Origin of the sequence: Paenibacillus sp. CFBP13512 (genome assembly GCF_005233705.1) — a bacterium.
In the GTDB taxonomy this organism is placed as follows: domain Bacteria; phylum Bacillota; class Bacilli; order Paenibacillales; family Paenibacillaceae; genus Saccharibacillus; species Saccharibacillus nuruki.
Window position 1 is genome coordinate 135184 of sequence record NZ_QGAD01000003.1, and the last position, 19883, is coordinate 155066.

Annotated in this window: 16 protein-coding genes; 11 read left to right on the forward strand and 5 right to left on the reverse strand. The window is 38.6% G+C overall.

Annotated features, from left to right (window positions below; genetic code table 11):
- Positions 1–38 precede the first annotated feature (38 nt).
- Positions 39–869 carry a carbohydrate ABC transporter permease gene (locus PaeCFBP13512_RS05065; RefSeq protein ID WP_137221596.1) on the reverse strand — a complete coding sequence of 277 codons (831 nt, stop codon included), beginning with the start codon at positions 867–869 and terminating at the stop codon, positions 39–41.
- The gene (locus PaeCFBP13512_RS05070; RefSeq protein WP_206665599.1) at positions 869–1753 is read right to left on the reverse strand and encodes a carbohydrate ABC transporter permease; all 885 of its coding nucleotides are present in this window, start codon (positions 1751–1753) and stop codon (positions 869–871) included. Before PaeCFBP13512_RS05070 ends, PaeCFBP13512_RS05065 begins: the two co-directional genes overlap by 1 nt.
- 258 nt (positions 1754–2011) lie before the next feature.
- Between PaeCFBP13512_RS05070 and PaeCFBP13512_RS05075 the strand changes: the two genes are divergently transcribed.
- From PaeCFBP13512_RS05075 to PaeCFBP13512_RS05085, 3 genes are all read left to right on the forward strand, one after another.
- Entirely contained in the window at positions 2012–3820 is a 1809-nt protein-coding gene (locus PaeCFBP13512_RS05075) for a sensor histidine kinase (RefSeq protein WP_137221598.1), read from the forward strand.
- Positions 3813–5465, forward strand: a complete 1653-nt coding sequence (locus PaeCFBP13512_RS05080; RefSeq protein WP_137221600.1) for a response regulator transcription factor — start codon at positions 3813–3815, stop codon at positions 5463–5465. Before PaeCFBP13512_RS05075 ends, PaeCFBP13512_RS05080 begins: the two co-directional genes overlap by 8 nt.
- 154 nt (positions 5466–5619) lie before the next feature.
- Positions 5620–6909 carry an ABC transporter substrate-binding protein gene (locus PaeCFBP13512_RS05085; RefSeq protein WP_137222014.1) on the forward strand — a complete coding sequence of 430 codons (1290 nt, stop codon included), beginning with the start codon at positions 5620–5622 and terminating at the stop codon, positions 6907–6909.
- Positions 6910–7048: 139 nt separating this feature from the next.
- Here PaeCFBP13512_RS05085 and PaeCFBP13512_RS05090 read toward each other — a convergent pair whose 3' ends face one another.
- The 3 genes from PaeCFBP13512_RS05090 to PaeCFBP13512_RS05100 all read right to left on the reverse strand — a co-directional run bounded on the left by PaeCFBP13512_RS05090 (position 7049) and on the right by PaeCFBP13512_RS05100 (position 10720).
- Positions 7049–8284 carry an MFS transporter gene (locus tag PaeCFBP13512_RS05090; RefSeq protein WP_069328154.1) on the reverse strand — a complete coding sequence of 412 codons (1236 nt, stop codon included), beginning with the start codon at positions 8282–8284 and terminating at the stop codon, positions 7049–7051.
- A 122-nt stretch (positions 8285–8406) separates the two neighbouring features.
- Positions 8407–9489 carry a hypothetical protein gene (locus tag PaeCFBP13512_RS05095; RefSeq protein ID WP_137221602.1) on the reverse strand — a complete coding sequence of 361 codons (1083 nt, stop codon included), beginning with the start codon at positions 9487–9489 and terminating at the stop codon, positions 8407–8409.
- A gap of 61 nt (positions 9490–9550) precedes the next feature.
- Positions 9551–10720: a M20 family metallopeptidase gene (locus tag PaeCFBP13512_RS05100; protein WP_137222015.1), complete on the reverse strand. Its 1170-nt coding sequence runs from the start codon at positions 10718–10720 to the stop codon at positions 9551–9553.
- Between the two features lie 238 nt (positions 10721–10958).
- Between PaeCFBP13512_RS05100 and PaeCFBP13512_RS05105 the strand changes: the two genes are divergently transcribed.
- The 8 genes from PaeCFBP13512_RS05105 to PaeCFBP13512_RS05140 all read left to right on the forward strand — a co-directional run bounded on the left by PaeCFBP13512_RS05105 (position 10959) and on the right by PaeCFBP13512_RS05140 (position 19456).
- Positions 10959–12446 carry an ABC transporter substrate-binding protein/permease gene (locus PaeCFBP13512_RS05105; protein WP_441343317.1) on the forward strand — a complete coding sequence of 496 codons (1488 nt, stop codon included), beginning with the start codon at positions 10959–10961 and terminating at the stop codon, positions 12444–12446.
- Positions 12433–13155, forward strand: a complete 723-nt coding sequence (locus PaeCFBP13512_RS05110) for an amino acid ABC transporter ATP-binding protein (RefSeq protein WP_137221604.1) — start codon at positions 12433–12435, stop codon at positions 13153–13155. The genes PaeCFBP13512_RS05105 and PaeCFBP13512_RS05110 overlap by 14 nt, the downstream gene beginning before the upstream one ends.
- A 289-nt stretch (positions 13156–13444) precedes the next feature.
- Positions 13445–14473 carry an NADH:flavin oxidoreductase/NADH oxidase gene (locus PaeCFBP13512_RS05115; RefSeq protein WP_069328150.1) on the forward strand — a complete coding sequence of 343 codons (1029 nt, stop codon included), beginning with the start codon at positions 13445–13447 and terminating at the stop codon, positions 14471–14473.
- A 348-nt stretch (positions 14474–14821) separates the two neighbouring features.
- Positions 14822–16498: a copper amine oxidase N-terminal domain-containing protein gene (locus PaeCFBP13512_RS05120; protein ID WP_137221606.1), complete on the forward strand. Its 1677-nt coding sequence runs from the start codon at positions 14822–14824 to the stop codon at positions 16496–16498.
- A 369-nt stretch (positions 16499–16867) separates the two neighbouring features.
- On the forward strand, positions 16868–17539 hold the full coding sequence (locus PaeCFBP13512_RS05125) for a PspA/IM30 family protein (protein ID WP_137221608.1): 672 nt from the start codon (positions 16868–16870) through the stop codon (positions 17537–17539).
- Positions 17540–17744: 205 nt separating this feature from the next.
- Positions 17745–18149: a DUF350 domain-containing protein gene (locus PaeCFBP13512_RS05130; RefSeq protein WP_137221610.1), complete on the forward strand. Its 405-nt coding sequence runs from the start codon at positions 17745–17747 to the stop codon at positions 18147–18149.
- A gap of 23 nt (positions 18150–18172) precedes the next feature.
- Positions 18173–18679, forward strand: coding sequence for a DUF4178 domain-containing protein (locus PaeCFBP13512_RS05135; protein ID WP_137221611.1), 507 nt, complete (start codon positions 18173–18175; stop codon positions 18677–18679).
- A gap of 12 nt (positions 18680–18691) precedes the next feature.
- Positions 18692–19456, forward strand: a complete 765-nt coding sequence (locus tag PaeCFBP13512_RS05140; protein ID WP_069328145.1) for a DUF4247 domain-containing protein — start codon at positions 18692–18694, stop codon at positions 19454–19456.
- Positions 19457–19883: the final 427 nt, after the last annotated feature.

Below are 19883 nucleotides of genomic sequence, written 5' to 3' on the forward strand. Positions count from 1 at the left end.
GCAGAAGTATTTATTGATATCCATCTATGTTTCGCAAATCAACCTTTTACTGCACCTGCGACTACGCCTCTAACAATATACTTTTGTAATAATACAAATACAATAATTGAAGGTAACACCGCCATAACCATAGCTGTCATCGCATATTGCCAATCTGATGTATATTGTCCGACAAACGTATAAGCGGCAAGAGTTAGCGTTTTGGTGGCAGGAGAACCATTCACCATCAATAAAGGTAACAGAAAGTCATTCCAGATCCACATCACATCAATAATAATAATAGTGGTGGTCACCGATTGGAGTAGAGGGAAGATGACTAAGAAAAATAGCTTAAATCCAGAAGCGCCATCAATCGTAGCACTCTCATCTATTTCGCGAGGAATCCCTTTAACAAATCCATGATAAATAAAGATAGCAAGGGGTGCGCCGAATCCCCAGTATAGAATGCCTAATCCCCATGTGCTGTCTGATAAATGAAGACTTTTGGCTAATTGCAATACAGTTAGCATAATCGACTGAAACGGAATCAACATAGGCACAATACAGAGCAGATATATGGTATTGCTCCACTTGGAATTGGTACGTGATAATTTGTAAGCAGCTACAGACGAGAACAAAATAATCCCGACCAAACCAATCACAGTAATAATAGTGTTATTGATAAATAAGCGAGGGTAATTGATATATTTCCATACATACGCATAGTTATCTAAATTAAATTGTTGAGGCATAGCAATCACATCGCTCATGACTTCGGAAAAGCTTTTGAACGAGTTAATAATCGCTAGAATAAGCGGATATAAGAATAATAATGACAGTATAATCATCACAATTTCAAGAATCAAGCGACCTGTTTTGGCAGATGTCATCAGGCTTCAACCTCCCTGCGTTTGAAGATACCGAGTTGAATAAATGTGATTACAAGTACGGCTATAAATAAGACAAGTGCTTTGGCTGTACCATAGCCGTATAGATTATTTTGGAACGTATCTCGATAAATATCATAAGCGACACTGTATGTGGTTCCACCAGGTCCACCGCCGGTCAATGAAAGGATCACATCGAATACTTTGATCGAGTTTGTGAGCGCCATAAAGACCGATATCGTAATCGATGGAGCGAGTAGAGGTAATGTAATACTGAAAAATTTGCGGAAAGCACCTGCGCCATCAACAGTTGCTGCTTCTTTGAGGTCTTCGGGTACCGCTTGTAAGCCTGCAATATAAATCACCATATAAAATCCGACCGATTGCCAGATCGATACTCCTAGAATCGAGATAAAGGCAAGCCCGGGTTCACCTAACCAGCTCATCGCAAAAATACCCCAGCCTGTCGTAGCTCCAAGCGATTCAAACCCTTGCATAAAAATAAATTTCCAGATAAAGCCGACAATCACTAGACTCAAAATATAAGGCACAAAAAATGCTGCTCGTAGCCATGTGGTTGAACGTAATTTCATATCTAGAATTAACGCCAGTACAATCGCTAACACATTAACCAGTACAATATAAAGCACCATATATTTGATGGTGAACCATGCTGCACTGCTAAAGTTCGCATCGCCTGTAAAAATCCGCTCAAAATTATCGAGTCCGACAAATTTAGGATGCTTGGCGATGCCATTCCATTTGGTCAATGAATAACGTACGGTCATTACGAATGGAATATAAAAAGCAACTGCAATACAGATCAGCACAGGTAAAGTAAAAATGCCAAATTGCAATCGATCAGACCATTTTCGCCCCATTTTCATTATCTATACCTCTTTCCTAAAAATAATATCCGATATCGTATTCTAGAATAAAGCGGTTACATAAAATGTATAGCTTTTTCTGATACTTGTATTATAGAATGGCGTTACGCTCTTCAAAATGGATTTAAGAAAACAGTTAAGGGTAAAAAGGTGAACAGCAAAAGAAATACAATGATAGGAGATGAACAGGGAATGGGGAGAAAGGTAAACAGTAGATTCACGAATACTCATCCCTATTTTAGGCGATATGCTATAGCAATGAAGTCACGAGTAACCGCTATCTGGAATCTATTATCCAGTCGATTGTTATACAAGCTCGTGATCTTATTCACATCTGTTATTATTTTGGTAGTGACCTCATTAACAGTGATCTCTTATCAGATGATTCGCAAAGAATCGGTGAAAAATAGTATCGACAGTACCGCTAATAATTTACTGCTAGTCAATCGTAATTTACAAGATTATATGGAAGGGATCGCTCAGTATTCTTTGCCACAACTGCAATATGATGACCTTATCCATGCGATTATGAATGAGAAAGAAGAGTATGCTTCACGGATGTATCTGGAAAATTATTTACGCCGATTGTATTTTGGACGTAGTGATCTGAATGCCATTTCTCTATATATGGTCAAAGAAAAGAAATATTACTCGGTCAGTCGTGAATCATATAATATCGCTTCTCGTTCTGGATATGATAGCGAGATAGTTAACCAACCGTGGTATAACCATGTGCTCCAACAAGCCGATAATCAATACTTTCAATCGCTGGCGCTCAATCCTGTAGATCCCAATGATTCGGTACAGCAAGATAGCTTTATGGCGTATCATCGTGTGCTACGTTCGATAGCTTCTCGCCAACCGCAGGCGATTTTGACTTTCTATGTTAATCCTTCTGCGCGAGATACGATTTTGCAAGATACTTCGATCCATGAAGGTGAACATCTTATTTTTACAGATGCTAATCATATTCCTTTTTATGTAGACGATCCTGCTTTTTATCAGTCGATGGTGGCTAGTGGTCTGATTACCGAGTTGCAAAATCAAACCAGTGATCCGTTAACATCGACAATCGATCATGAGCGTTATATGGTCATGTACAATCAATCGGAGCCCAATCAATGGACATTAATGAAGCCTATTTTGTATAGCCAGATTTATGAAGTCGCTAATACTACACGTAATCTGAGTTATTTGATTGGTGCAGGATTCTTGCTGATTGCATTTGCATTGGTAACGATTTTGGCAAATGAAATTACCCGTCCTTTAGGGCATTTATCCAAACAGATGAATCGATTCAGTAGTGGAGAATTTGAGATTGAAGCCACTGTCAAAGGCCAAGACGAGATTGCTCATCTCACCCGACATTTTAACGATATGGTGCGCAATACCAATGAACTTATTAATGAACGTTATCGAATGAAATTAGTAGAACAAAATGCGATTTTGAAAGCGCTCGAAGCTGAACTTAATCCTCATTTTCTCTATAATGCTCTCCAAGCGATTTCAACCAAAGCCCTGCGAAGTGGCAGATTAGATATAGCGGATATGGTCGATAATCTAGCGCAAACACTTCGTTATTGTATCGGTGGTAAAGATATCGTAATGGCTAGTGAAGAGCTCAAGCATATCGAACGTTATCTTTCTTTACAAAAAGCACGCTTTGGTAGTCGCCTACAGATGACAGTTGATTGGGACGATTCTTTGCTTCAGTTATCCATCCCCAAATTATCAATTCAATCGTTAGTTGAAAATTCGATCAAGCATGCGGTTGAACAAGTGTCTGAACCCGTGATGATTACGATTACAGCTCATTTAACTGATCAAGATGTACTGATTACGGTACGAGATAATGGACCCGGTATTTCGCCAGAACGGTTACAGCAAGTGCTGTCTTCATTTGAACAAACATTTATCGAGCGTGAAGGCAGTCATATAGGGCTGCAAAATCTGCATACACGTCTACAAATTTTATACGGAGAACAAGCAGGTTTACTTATTGATAGCAATCACACAGGAACAGAATTAAGCATGTATATACCACAAGGGGGCAAATCTTATGTATAGTATTTTGATTCTGGATGATGAAGAACCGTTGCGTGAAGCAATTCGCATATTGGGAGAGTGGGATAGTCTGAAGATCAGTCATATCTATGAAGCGATCAATGGACAAGCAGGATTATCGATATTGCGTGAACATCCTATCGATCTAGTGATGGTCGATATGAAAATGCCGGGAATGAATGGTGTTGAATTTCTGCAAAAAGTCGAACAAGACTATCCCGATATGTTAACGATTGTGATTAGTGGATACAACGATTTTGAATATACTCATCAAGCTATCCGTTCAAAAGTATTAGATTATTTGCTCAAGCCTGTCAATCGACATGAATTAAATGATACGTTACGCAAAGCGGTTCATCTGTTACAACAACGCCAGCAACAGAATCAGCACAATATACAACAACATCGCACACTTAATATGTCTGTACCCAAGTTAAAAGAAACGATCTATCAATCGCTGGTCGAGAAACGGTTCAAAAAGCAAGGAAACGAAGAGATGTTAGCGATGATTGGAGCAGAAGATAAGAACTGTTATCATGGAGCGGTTGTATTGCGTATTCTGAACTTGGAGCAAGTACGCCGTCAGCGCTTTTATGGAGATACCAGTCTATTACACTTTGCGATTGCGAATGTGCTGAATGAATGTACAGAAGATGGAATCCACTATTTCTGTTTTGCCAATCAGCGACTCGAACGTGAAATGATTCTGATCTATCATGCCCGGCATGCATATCCTCAAGAACTTCGTTATGCTGTGCAACAACGGGTTCGGAGTTCAATTCAGAACTTAGAACAGTTGCTAGACATTCAAATTATCGCAGGTACAGGCAAGCCGTCTAATGATATTAAGCAGTTAGCGACTGCTTATGAGCAAGGAAAACATATGATTGAGCAAGTCAATATTTTGGAATTGAATCGCTCATTAATCATTCCTTATGAACAACGTGCTTCTAAAGTAGAGTCGCATAGCTTATGCTCACGAATGTCTCAGATACGAACGTTGCTTGAAAATGGACATTTTCCTCAAATTCATCGAATTGCTGATGAATGTATCAGCATGATGAAGCAGTCTCCTTATCTGAGTCTGTATATGGCGGAATATAGTTTGGATGATTTGGAAGGGCAATTGTATGAAATCACCAGAGAACTGGATCAGAGGTCATTAGAATCAGATGGAACTATTGCTAGCCAACGCAAAGAACGAATACAGATACATTCGCTCGATCTTATAAATATGGCTGAGTGGGAACAACATGTTCACGATATTATTACGTATTATGCAGAAAAGATACGCCAATCAGGAGGAAGTCGGCAGTCTTTTCATATCAGCGATATTCGGTCGTATATTGATCAGCATTATTTTGAAGACATCAAAATTTCGATGTTTACCGATAAATATTACTTGAGCCGCGAGTACTTGATGAAGTTATTTAAGCAAGAATATCAGATGGGGATTCATGAATATGTACAACAGTTACGGATGGAGAAAGCCAAAACGCTATTGAATGAAGAAGGACTCAAAATACAAGAAATATCCGAAATGTTGGGCTACAAAGATAAAAACTATTTTAGCAAAGCTTTTCGCAATTATTATCAATTATCGCCTTCAGAATATAGATCTCAATTATCGACAACGGCAAATAAGTAAGCGTATTCATAAATTCACTTTTTTACCCTTAATAGATTACTTATCTACATTTTTATCTGAATAGAGTTTCACTAGAATAAGACTATACCGTACAGCAGAGGCATTGAATGATGAATGCTATGTGCGTACGAATTTGAAAGATGGGGGCAGATATATGTTCAAAAAGATGATGGTCTTACCTATTACCCTTGTGCTGAGCTTATCCATGTTAGCCGCTTGTGGTAACAGTACAGATACCGCTTCTTCAGGAGGAAGTACAGATGGTGCAGTAACGATCAATATGTTCACTGCTTCTCCAGAGTACACCGATGCATTTAATGCTTATATCGAAGAGTACAAAAAAGTAAAACCAAATGTGACGATCAATCTAGAAATTATGCAAGCCGACTATAATACCATCCTCAAATCTCGTATCGCAGCGGGAAGTACACCGGATGTATTCCAGACGACAGCAGGTGGAGATATTGATACGTATGCTGATTACAGTGCAGATTTAACCAACGAACCGCTTGCGGCAGCAATGACTGATGCGGTACGTACCAATATGACATCTACCGATGGTAAAGTATTGGGCTTACCAGTGAAAGGCAATCTGTTCGCACTGATTTACAACAAAGATTTATTTGCCAAAGCAGGTATTACAGAACCGCCCAAAACGATCGCAGAGATGGATGAAGCGATTAAGAAATTAGAAGCAAAAGGTATTACTCCTTTCGCGAACGCTTACAAAGAATGGTGGGTATGGAAACATATTTTCCAACACTATGTAGATGTAGCGGCACTGGATGCAGGTGTGACTTCCAAAGATTTGGTCAATAAATTTATTGCAGGTGAAACGACGATTAAAGAATACCCTGCATTATACAATAACTTCTTTGCTTTTATTGATACGACCGTTCAGTATGGTACAGATAAGCCACTAGAACGTGATAGCAATGCAGAAGTAAGTGATTTTGCTTCAGGTAAAGCAGCGATAATGACAGGTAAAGGCGCTTGGGATGAAGAAGCGATCATTAAGATCAATCCTGACTTCAAAATGGGCATTATGGGTTACCCTGTTAGTGACAAAGCCGATCAATCGATGATTATTACAGGCGCAGATCAAGCGTTGCGTATTAATGCTGACTCTCCTGTAGCTAAAGAAACGATTGAATTCTTCAACTGGTTGTATACGTCAGATTACGGTAAAAACTGGTTCTCTCAAGTCGCCAAAGTAATCCCACCGATCAAAGACGCTCCACTTCCAGACTTGCAAATGCCTAAAGAAATGGAAGAAATCTTAAAAACTGAAAAATCTGGCGATCTATCGGTCAACTATTCTTTAGATACGTTCCACCAGAAATTCGGCGAGATTATGCAAGCGTATATTGGCAAAAGTAAAACCAAAGATCAAGCCGTCGAAGAAATTCAACAAGCTTGGATTCAATTAGGATCGGCTCAGTAAACTAAAAGAAAGCATCTTCTTTCTCTGTTATTAACATGCAGAGGAGAAGATGCTTTTTGAATTGAAAATAAGGGACTTTTAATACGTGGAACCAAAAAGATATTTTGTATATATCATCAAGTCCCTTTTTAATACATATTTATACTGCACGTACACGCTTAACACCTTGACGATACATCAAAATTAACAAGTATGAACCGACAAAAGCACCTGTAATCAACCAGATTGGAATACGTGGATCAAGCGTATATGCCCATCCTCCGATAATTCCGGCAGGTGAAGTAAAGAGTAGGATTAATACAGATAGCATAGAGAAGATTTTGGCACGCTTTTCATCATCAATAGCATTGGCTACAGCTGTCTCCAAATAAGGAGAGCTGATCATCATACCGATGGCTGCTAAAATGGTACTGATTCCAATCCAGATTAGATTGTGTACAGGGCCGAATACAAGCATTACATTGGAAACAACAGACAGAGCAAAGCCAGCCATCATTGATTTGTATACAGCACCTTCCGGTATACGCGGAGTCAATAACCATAAGGTCAGCAACATAATCAATGACGAAATTGCTGGAACAAGTGAAATGATCCCATCGTCAATATGTAGATAATCTGCAAGATAGAGCGAGAGGTAGGTTGTTTTGAGAGTGGTCTGGAAATTGAACAAAATATACACACTGAAAATCAACAATAACCCTTTACTTTGCAAAATATCATGAATCGCACCGCTGTAGTCAACCAGACTTTGCTTGAGTCCCAATTCACGTGTTTCTTTCATTTTGCGATAACCCATCTCTGTCTCACGTGTAGTCACATGGCGACCGATAAATTGAAAGGTCATTAGTACAAAAGCAATCACATACATAATTCGCATTCCAGATACCAATCCATATTCATATACCAGTAGACCGCCTAGAGGAGCAAATAGACCGCCGATCACGCCAATAATCTGAAGTAATGTGAATATATACGTTCGATCACCTGGCTTCGTGTCTTCGACAAGCAAGCAATAAAATGAAGTAGCAGGAACCCGTTGAAACCCATTAATAATTGCAGCAACAAGGAAAAACCAAAAGTTTTGGGATACTGCCCAGACCAGAGTAGCTACACTCCAACTAAATATATCAAAATACAACAGTGCTTTTTTGCGTCCCATGCGATCTGTTAAATAACCGCTAATAAATGAAGAAAATACTTGAAATATTAGACTGATCGTCGTGATCCAGCCAATATTGGTTTCACTAATTCCCAGTTGATACATATACAATGTCGCATACGTAGCAAACATACTATAAGGGATTAGAAAAAAAGGTTCAAAGGCAAGACAGCCGCGACTGTTGCCTTCCAAGCGTGAAAAAAAAGAACGAGCCATACGATAATCCTCCACCATATCATTTGTTTATTGTATAGAAATGTTTTATAAAGCGCTCTCACCAATAAATATACAGAACAAGTCTGTATGAAACGTTGGGTTCAACAATAAGATCAATCGACTTAATCACCACCACCGCCACCACAACTACTACATGAACTATCACTGCTACACGAACTCCCACCTGAATCATGACCACTATGGTGATCTGATGAATGATGAGAATTATGATGATTAGAGTTATCGGTGGAAACATAACCTGTACCACAAGAAGAACTAGAACTATACGATTGCAAGGTCTGCACATCTGCTGGCAAATAGGTATTCACAGACGAACAGAAATGCTGTACATCGTTCTGAGAATAATACACCGCCGCACAACCGGATAGTCCTAGACCGTAATTATCACTAGGTGAAGTGTAATTACCAGTATCATAGGTTTGATTTTTGTTTTGCTTATCATACTTAGCAGGCGGTGTTTTTTGTACTGCTTGTTGATTATGATCTCGAAATTGTTTACTCAAATAAAGGATGACCGTTTTGGCTTCAGGAACATTATTGAACGTTTGGCGGTTAAATAGGCTACGATCGATACGATACTCATTAAAAGAATATAGATTGTTCATCGTTGCCTGTGACAATGGATAATTGAAAAATCCATTCCACAATCTAGAGTTCGGACGAGTCATCGGAAATAATTGTGAATACGTCCAATCAAAAAGCGCACGTTGATCGGGTTGAGAGACTGATTGTCCATGTGGAGAATGATGTAACATATATCCATAGAATTGCTCACAGAACTGCTGATACTCTCTTGTAAACATCAACATTTCATGCCAGATATCATCGACTTTACTACTGAACATCGGCATTTGCTTGAATAGGGCGCAGATTAGGAAATATCGACGCATTTCCACCCACCGCCAATTCCATTCTTCCTCGGTCATATCAGGATGTTCTGTAAACACACGTTGCCTTAATTGATGAGCATAGTCATTAGGTAAAGCTCTTTCGAGTCTAAGAGCTAACGGTACACAAGGATGCCCGGCAGGCACAATCAATGTAGGCGCAGCAACAGCAGACTGGAAAAAGCGTTGATCCGATTGAAGTGTCCATGATCGACCCCAATTTTTACGAGCGATTCTACGGAACATGATAATAAACAAAACGATAAAAGCTAATAGTAATAAAAGATCAAAGGACATTCACAATCACTCCTGTCTTTTAATATAAGCTGATTTTGAAAAATACGCTTAAAATGGTCACTTATCGTGCTGCAAATTCTTGCTTAATTTGGTGTAACAATTCAGGCTGACTGATTACATCGTATGCCGTTTCTGCCAGAACTTTACCTCCAAATATCATCGCTTCTAAAGCTTCCGGTTGCTGAGCACGATCACGGAATCCAATACTATGCAATTCATGCTTTTCTGTGGTGACTTGAATATAAGGGTGAATAGCAGGGCAATGTGTAGATACATTTCCTAGATCCAGAGAACCTGCATCTTTACCGCTATGAATATCAGAACGTGCAATACCATGAGATACCAGATTATTTGTAAATGCTTCAGATAACGTCGTATTCGTTATTAATTCATCATACGAATATTCATAATTGGATACTTTTAGTGTACATCCTGTTTGTAAAGTGGAACCTTCAGCTACACGTTTTACTTTTTCTACTAATTCATTCGTATACTCCCGACTAGCAGAACGGATATAGAATTGAGCAGAAGCATAGTCCGGTATAATATTAGCGGCTACACCGCCTTGATTAATAATGCCATGAATTCGTGTATCACTACGTGTCTGTTGACGTAATGCATTGATTCCATTGAACAGTTGTAATACACCATCTAACGCATTAATACCATGTTGAGGACTGGCTGCCGCATGAGCAGATTTGCCAAAATACTCAAATTGTAAAGCATCCATCGCTAAAGAAATTCCTGATTCTTCATAGGCATAATAAGGATGCGCCATCATCGCAAAATCACAATCGTCAAATAATCCCGCCGCTGCCATAGGCACTTTAGCACCACGTGTTTCTTCTGCTGGTGTGCCATAGACACGAATTGTGCCACCCAGTTCATCTATCACCGATTTGAGACCTACAGCTGCACTTACACTCATCATACAAATTAAGTGATGTCCACAAGCATGTCCAATTTCAGGTAATGCATCATATTCGCATAACAACGCAACAATAGGACCTGACTTTGGAGCTGTATATGTAGCGATAAATGCAGTCTCTATTCCTAAGATCGGTGCTTCAATTTCAAATCCATGAAATAACAATTCTTCTTTCAGTCTAGCTGAAGCTTTGAACTCTTCATTACCAAGCTCAGGGTTTTGCCCTATATATGTAGAAACGGCTTTGAAGCGCTCGGCATGCTGATCAATTATTGTACCTATTTGAGTTTTGAGGGTTGATATAACGGACAATTGTATCGTCTCCTTTAGAAGTCATCATATAATGTTTAGACCAAAGTAGTATATCATAAAGTGGAACATAACTGATTATAAAATGATTGAATAATCATACATATTCATTTATAATAACCCGGTTAGACTTTTTAACTAAATTGTTTAAATGGATATGATTGTAGGAACACTTACTTCGATCCGGTAGACGGCATCGTCTGCATTGATAATATGGAAGGGGATAAAAAAATTGAAAGTATGTAAATCGTTATTTGCGCTTTGCTTTAGTGTGTTAATTGTATTTCTAGCAGTTGCTCCTATGGCATCAGCAGCGCAAGATACAGGCAAAAAAATAGTGGTAGGTTTGAGTGCAGACTTTGCACCTTATGAATTTCGTAAAAATATCAATGGTAAAGATGAGATTGTCGGTTCGGATATAGAGATTGCTAAGCGAGTCGCTGCTGATATGGGAGCTGAACTGCAAATTCAAGATATCGCTTTTGACAGTCTATTGCCTGCATTAGATAGTGGACGGATTGATATGATTATTTCGGGGATGACACCAACGGATGAACGTCGTCAAAATGTTGATTTCTCGGATACGTATTATATTTCTCGTCAGGTTATTGTCACTCGAGCAGAAGATACGACGAAATTTAAAACGATGGAAAGTCTTAAAGGGGCTGCGATCGGTGTACAAAGAGGATCTATTCAACAAGATATCGCAGAAGGCATAGAAGGAGCTAAATTATCTCCGGTTGATAAAGTGTCTGATATTATGTTGCAGTTGGAATCCAATCGTGTAGATGCAGCAGTTATGGAAGGCCCTGTAGCGGATGGACAAGTGCTGAATCATCCTGATCTTGCGATAACAGATATTCAAATTCCAGATAGTGATACGCCTATGGCAATCGCTGTGCAAAAAGGAAATACTGAATTACTAGGTCAAATTAACAAAACATTAGCTACACTCAAAGCTAACAATGAAGTTGATAAATTTGTAAATGATGCATTCAAATTAAATTCTGGTGAATCCACAGGTGAGACAGCAGAACAAATCAAAGATAAGCCCAAACCTAATATTTTTCAAATTTTCTGGGATTATCGTAATTACTACTGGCAAGGGATTCAATACACATTGTTCTTATCAGCAATGGGTGTATTGTTCGGATTTATTATTGGATTGATTGTATCGTTGTTACGTTTATCCCAAATCTCGGTATTCCGTTGGTTAGCGATGACGTATATTGAAATTTTACGTGGTACACCAATGCTTGTGCAGTTGTTGATTATTCATTATGGTATCGCTCAAGCGTTTAATATTAACTTTACAGTGCTTGAATCTGGTATTATCACATTATCTATTAATAGTTCTGCTTATCTAGCTGAAATTTTCCGCGCAGGTATTCAAGGTGTGGATCGCGGACAGACAGAAGCAGCACGTTCACTGGGTATGTCTTATGGTGCAACGATGCGTCATATTATTATTCCACAAGCAATCAAAAGTGTATTGCCGGCAATCGGTAATGAATTTGTCGTTATTATTAAAGAATCATCGATTGTATCCTTTATCGGAGTAGCAGACTTGATGTTCCAAGCACAGGCTGTACGTAGTATAACGTACTCTGCATTAAGTCCGCTTATTATCGCAGCAGCTATTTACTTTGTAATGACATTTATATTGTCCAAACTACTAGGTATTGTAGAACGGAGGTTGAGTGCAAGTGATCAACGTTAAAGGTCTTAAAAAGTCTTACGGTAAAAATGAAGTGTTAACAGGTATCGATATGGATATCGCTCAAGGTGAAGTGGTTGTTATTATTGGACCAAGTGGATCAGGTAAAAGTACCTTTTTACGTTGTCTCAACTTGTTAGAACAACCTACAGCAGGTGAGATTCATTTTGAAAATGAATTGATTACAGCACGTAAGCATGATATTGATAATACACGCAAAAAAATGGGCATGGTATTCCAGCACTTTAACCTTTTCCCGCACAAAACGGTGTTGCAGAATCTTACGATTGCACCGATCAAAGTGAAAAAGATGAATACCAATGCAGCTAACAAAATTGCTGAAGATTTGTTACACACCGTAGGGTTAGCAGATAAATACAATGCTTATCCAAGTCAGTTATCCGGTGGACAAAAGCAACGTATTGCGATTGCGCGTGCACTTGCCATGCAACCCCATGTAATGCTGTTTGATGAACCGACATCTGCACTCGATCCTGAAATGGTTGGAGAAGTGCTAGAGGTCATGCAGAAGCTTGCACATGAAGGTATGACGATGGTCATCGTAACGCACGAGATGAACTTTGCACGTGAAGTGGGCGACCGTATTATCTTTATGGATGCAGGGCAAATTGTAGAGCAAGGTACACCAGAAGAAGTATTCGGTGCACCAAGTCATCCACGTACACAAGACTTTTTAAGCAAAGTATTATAAATTCAATTAACCAACCATCACTTATAAATGGGAAAGAAAGAGCTGATTAGCGTATCGGCTCTTTCTTTTTTTATTTAGCATAGGGTGTCAAAGAAACCACCAATCTACATATTATTCGTTATTATTTGTTGGAACAATTGTATGAAGATTTCGTGAATATCAGTTATATCGTTGTTATCCTGTTTTGTTGTGATAATTTTAGTATATAATAAGTAAGTATGTTATTATTCATTACGAAGAGTTGTAATATACTAAGCTAGTTATCTCATAATTGTTGGAGGGAATAGATATGCCTAATTTGTTTACACCTTATACATTCAAAAATTTAGAACTTAAAAATCGGGTGGTTATGCCTCCGATGTGTCAATATTCTGTAGATACCAAAGACGGTATGCCGAATGATTGGCATAATGTTCATTATATTAGCCGTGCTGTAGGTGGTACGGGTCTTATTATTGTCGAAATGACTGCCGTACATCCAGATGGACGTATTACAGACAACGATACAGGGATCTGGGACGATTCTTTTATTCCGGCTTATCGCAAAATAGTTGATGGTGTACATCAATATGGTGCGAAGATCGGTATTCAATTAGGTCATGCTGGTCGCAAAGCAGAAGATGCGAATCCTCCTGTTGCACCGTCAGCTATTCGTTATGATGGAGAAGGTTACAAAACACCTCACGAGCTTACTACAGCAGAAGTAGAAGAAATGATTGAAGCTTACCGTCAAGGCGCACGTCGTGCAGTAGAAGCTGGTTTTGACACGGTAGAAGTGCATGGAGCTCACGGTTATTTAATTCATCAATTCCATTCCCCACTTGTGAATCAACGTCAAGATGAGTATGGTCAAGACCTTGCTTTATTCGGTGTACGTGTAGTAGAAGCAATTCGTGAAGTCGTTCCAGCAGAGATGGCTGTCATTATGCGTGTATCTGCACGTGAGTATGTAGATGGTGGATACGGTATCGACTATATCACAGATGTATGTCGTCGTTATCAAGAAGCAGGTGTAGATATCATGCATATTTCTTCTGGTGGTGAAGGCCCTGTTGGTTCAGGTGGTATGCAAGTAGGTCCGGGCTATCAAGTAGAATTAGCTTCACATATTAAAAAAGCATTAAATATGCCTGTGATTGCTGTAGGTCTATTGGATGAGTACGACGTTGCAGAAAAAGTAATTGAAAACGATCAAGCAGATCTTGTAGCTGTAGGTCGTGCTATGTTACGTGATCCATACTGGGCAACTCATGCTGCCAAAGAACTGCAATTAGAAGCAGAAGTTCCTGTTCAATACGCACGTGGATATCATAGATAATTATACTTTAAAATGTATATTTACCAATATGTTACTTTTCAATCTTTTATTTTGGAGACAGAATAAAAAAAGTTTTTAATTGTTTTGAAGATGTCATTTGACTGAAGTATGATATAGTTTGGTCTAAAAATAAAAGTAGCCTATATCCTTTGTCTATCAAGGGATATAGGCTTTTTTTGCGCAAATATAATAGTGATAGCTAGGATAAATTTGAGACGATCAAAATACTATTTTCACGACAGATATCAAAAATTTAAAATAACAAAGTGATCCAAAAATGAATCTCTTCCGTTCATCTGTGTAAGGACGACAACAAAAATAAAACAAACACATAAAGGAGTTTTGATGATGAAAATGAAAAAATTGATAGTACCCGTACTTAGCTTGTCTTTGTTAGTTCCTACTACAGGTGCTTTCGCCGCTGATGCAACTTCAGCATCAATGCCAACTGTAAGTACCAAAGCAGCAGACCTTCGTTCGGATCTAGATTATCTGTTATCTGAACATTTTGCACTAGCTGTGGTAGCCATGACTAAAGCTTATGAAAGTGCTCCTGATGCTGCACAAGCGTTAGATGCACTGGATAAAAATGCATTAGATATGCAACCTGCTATCGAATCTTTATACGGTAAAGAAGGAGCAGCAGAGTTCGAACGAATCTTCCGTGCACACAACCAATATACAGACGAACTTGTAAAAGCAACCAAAATGAAAAACGAAGATGCAATCAAAGCAGCAGAAGCGAAAGTACAAGGATTTGTTGATGAATTTGCCAAATTCTTATCTACAGCAACAGGTGGTAAATTACCTGAACAAACCGCTGAAAATGCACTTCGTCTCCATGAAGATCAAGTCCAAGACGTATTTGAAAAATATGTAGCTGGTGATTACACAGGTGCATACACAGAATATCGTGAAGGTCTAGCAACGATGTTTACAGTGAGTAAAGCATTATCCGGTGCGATTGTTACTCAATTCCCGACTAAATTCGATAACACTTCTGTTGATACACCAGCAGCAGATTTACGTTCAGCATTGAACCATTTGGCAGCAGAACACTTTGCATTATCTGTCTTGCAAATGCAAAAACAATATAACGGTTCACCAGATTCTAATGCACTAATCGCAGCTGAAGCTGGCAACACAGCAGACTTCAAAGCAGCTATTTCTTCAATCTATGGTGCAGAAGGTGCTAATCAATTTGAAAAAATTTGGGTGACTAATCATATTAAAGCACAAAGTGATTATGTCGATGCACTCAAATCCAACAATCAAACCTCTTTACAATCGGTTAAAGATCGTATTACAGACTTCACTAAAGAATTCTCTACATTCTTAGGTACAGCTACAGCGAATAACTTGCCAGCTGATGCTGCATTAGCTGCATTACGTACTCATGAAGATCAAGTTCAATCTGTGATCGATCAATATGCTGCTAAAAACTATGCAGGTGCATATACAGCAGATCGTGAAGGATACAAAACGATGTTCGGAATTGGTAAAGCACTAGGTGGTGCGATTGTTACTCAATATCCAGACAAATTTAAAACAACAGCAACTACACCTATGCCTACAATGCCAACTACACCAGCACCTACGCCAACAGCTCCAGTGATGACCAATCCTACAACATCTAATGATTCGATGATGATGGTATGGATGAAGCTGAACAGCAAGCAGCTCAAAATTGGTGACAAAACAACAATGATGGACACCGCTCCTGTTGTTAAAAACGGCACTACGTATATCCCACTTCGTTATTTGGGAGAAGGTATCGGTGCGAAAGTAAGCTGGAATAAATCTGCTGGCCAAGTGACTGTAATGGCAGGTAGCGATACCATGAAATTCTGGATTAATAACAAAAAAGTAGATGTTAATGGATCTACTAAAATGTTAAGTGCAAATGCTATGGTCAATAGTGATGGCAGAACATTAGTACCATTACGTTCGATTACTGAATTATTAGGTTGGGACGTTAAATGGAATAAAGCAGACGGTTCAATCACTTTAACGAAATCGATGTAACACAGCGTTAACTGATACGAGATATCCGGTTATGCCCATAGCCAACCCATCTCTGTGTTGTCAACGCTTATCATAAATAAAAACACTCTTGGTCTTATAGACTGAGAGTGTTTTTTTAATCGTGAATATGTTTAATTTTATATGTAGAGGTAAGAATGTAGGGGTGATATAGACGAAAGTCCCATAATCCCGTAAAATAGGCAGTATAAGGAACCTATTGGTGTTCAGATGCAGTCGTATAGTCAGAATATAGAACGATGAATAGCGGTCAAATTATAAATTATTGAAACGTTAAATATCATGCTTCGTATTATGATCTATCATTGACACGACAATAGTGATCAATTATTAAATTGGAGGTAATTATTTATGTCTATTTTCAAAAGGTTACGTGATTTAACTTTATCCAATGTATTTGCTTTGATTGAGAAAGCAGAAGATCCTATTAAAATGACAGATCAATATATTCGCGATATGTCTGCTGACCTAGAGGATGCGGAGAAAGCTGTTGCCTCACAGATCGCTATCGAAAAACGTTTCAAACAATCGTACGAAGAACAAGAAGCATTGGTTAAAAAACGTGAAGAGCAAGCACATATTGCTGCTCAAGCGCAAAATATCGATCTAGCTCGTCGGGCGTTGGAAGAAAAGAAAAATGCTGAAGCCAAACGTGATGAGTTCAAAGCGAACTATGAGCAAAACAAAGCTTCTGCGGACAATCTTCGTGCCAAATTAAACGAAATGCGCAAGCAATTGACTGAAATGAAAAACAAACGCGATACTTTGATCGCTCGTTATCAAGCAGCTAAAGCGCAAAAAGAAATCAATCATGCGATGAGTGAATTTAGCTCGGATTCTGCAACATCTGGCTTGAAGCGTATGGAAGAAAAAATGCTACAAATGGAAGCTCAAGCACAAGCAAGTGAAGAAGTGAATGGTCAGAACAAATCACTAGATGATGAATTTGCATCACTTGGTAAAGATAAAGCAGTTGAAGATGAGTTAGCAGCATTGATGAAGCAATACGAGAACAAATCATAATTTTATTCAAATATAAGTTACGCTATTTCTGTAGCTCATTACAAAGCGAAGGTCGGAACGATACAGCTTGTTCTCCTTCGCTTTTTGTATGGATTTTTGATGAATAGTGATGGTTTGATGATGTTGAAAGAAATAAGCAAAAGAGTACAATCTTGAACAGGTTATAAATAATTTTACGACGTTGAATATGTGGAGGATGTCTAGTATGAGTTGGAACATTTTGGGATCAATTGCAGTATGGACAGCAGTAGGAGCAGTACTTTTATTTCTTTTGATGTATATTGATTCGTTATTTACCAAGTACAAAGATATTACCGAGATCAAAGCAGGCAATAATGCGGTGGCAACTCGTCTGGTGATGAAATTATTTGCGCAAGGATATATTTTATCGGTAGCGATCGGTACATCTTGGAGTCTTGGTGAAGCTGTACTGGTATCTGTAGTATCATTTGTAATCTTACTAATCTTGGAATTAATTGTACGCTTCTTATTGAAAAAAATGATGGGTCTTGATCTGGACGAAGGTACCAAACAAGGTCACATTGGTTACGGATTATTGGGCGGAGCATTACAAATCGTAGGTGCATTGATTATTTCAGCTTCATTATAAAGATTACGAGAGGACGATTGGCGATGGGATTATGGAAAAGAATTACTAACCTCGTATCTAAACTTGAACCGGCTAAAGTGGAAAAAAGCCCGATGGATTTGAGCGTTGGGGATATTTGCGAAGTGTCATTGGTTACATATGAAGTCAAAGGAAGCGTTCGTAACCGTGCTCGTAATGCTGTAGTACTCACTATACAAGATGGCAATGCAATCGCTTATCTGCATATCGAAGAGCGAGAAACGGTGCGCTATGCGCTGTATTATCCAATTGACGGAGGACTTGAAAATGCAAGCGAAGTACCGAGTCATATTGAAATGGATGATACCGACTATTACTTAGAAGAACAATACGATGGTACAGTAATATCTACAGGCAGAACACCAGCATTACAAAGTGGAGAGCAATCGGTGTGGCAATATCAATCAGATGATCGCAAATTACTTCGTATTGAATGGCAAGCTGGACGTTTTACTTTGTATGAAGGAGAATTCGTACTTAACGGAGACGTCTATGTTATCCGTGCTAGTTAGGAGCGAAGAAGAATGAAACAGCGTGCATCATGGTTGCTCAAAATAGCAATAATGCTTGCCTTATTAACTTCATTATTATCAGGTTGTGGTAATTCGAAGGTTGAAGTCAATTATCCACTCGAATCGGTCAGTAGAGATGGAGATTCCACTTCCTATATATACCGTGCAGCAGGACAGACCGTTCCTGTAGTCGCAGAGCAGTTATCGGATCAACGTACTCCACAAGAGATGAGTGTTCAAGATCCGGAGCGGATGTTTCTTGTCTATGACAATGAATTAATTCAAGTCCAACAAGATCCTGAGAAGCCAGAAGATACGATTATCGAGGTGGACTCAGACAAATATGTAGCTCGAAACTATGATTCTAGCTTTTTACAAGGATATCTTACAGCTAGTATTATCAGTAATTTATTTAATTCTTTTGGTGGCGGATACAATTATGGTGGTAGTTATCGTGGATATACAACCTACAAAACATACAAGCCCACGATACAGTACAAAAAGCCAACCACACAAGATATCAAACAAGCTCCTCCGTTAACAGTGAACAAATCCGGTTCTATTTTCAAGCGTGGCACATCATCTAGCTCGAAGCGTTCGAAAGATAGCGGTAGCATTTTTAATCGGGGATCATCTTCTTCAAACGGATCAAGTGGAACGATCAATCGAGGCAGTCGCTCGGATTCCTCAGGTGGAGGATTCTTCTCGCCTTCGCGAAGCAGTAAACCGAAAAGCAGTTCTGGATCAGGTAAAATACGCAAGCGAAGTCGAAGGTAAACATATAAAAAGATGTGAAGTGAATATAATAGTTGTTGATGCTATTTATACACAAGCTGATTTTTATTGTCATTAGTTCAACCTTAAACCGTATCCTTTTACAGAGGATGCGGTTTTTTTTATAACTAAAATAAAGAATATACATACAATAACTAAAAGGGAACAATATAGAGCAATGAAGAAGTATATTCTTTTTAGATAGAGTTCATTCTTTGATATCCTATAATTATATAATTTCAACATATGAAAAATTCACAATAAAAAAATAGAAAGTTCTAAGATCAAAATCTAAACCCCGTCACAAAGGTTTTATGCATACATCTACAAGAGTATATTCTATTTTAGAAATGATTATAAATTATCTAATTCATTATGAGGTATATATGAGCAATTTATCTCTGTGTGCATCATAAAACTTGCATGATCT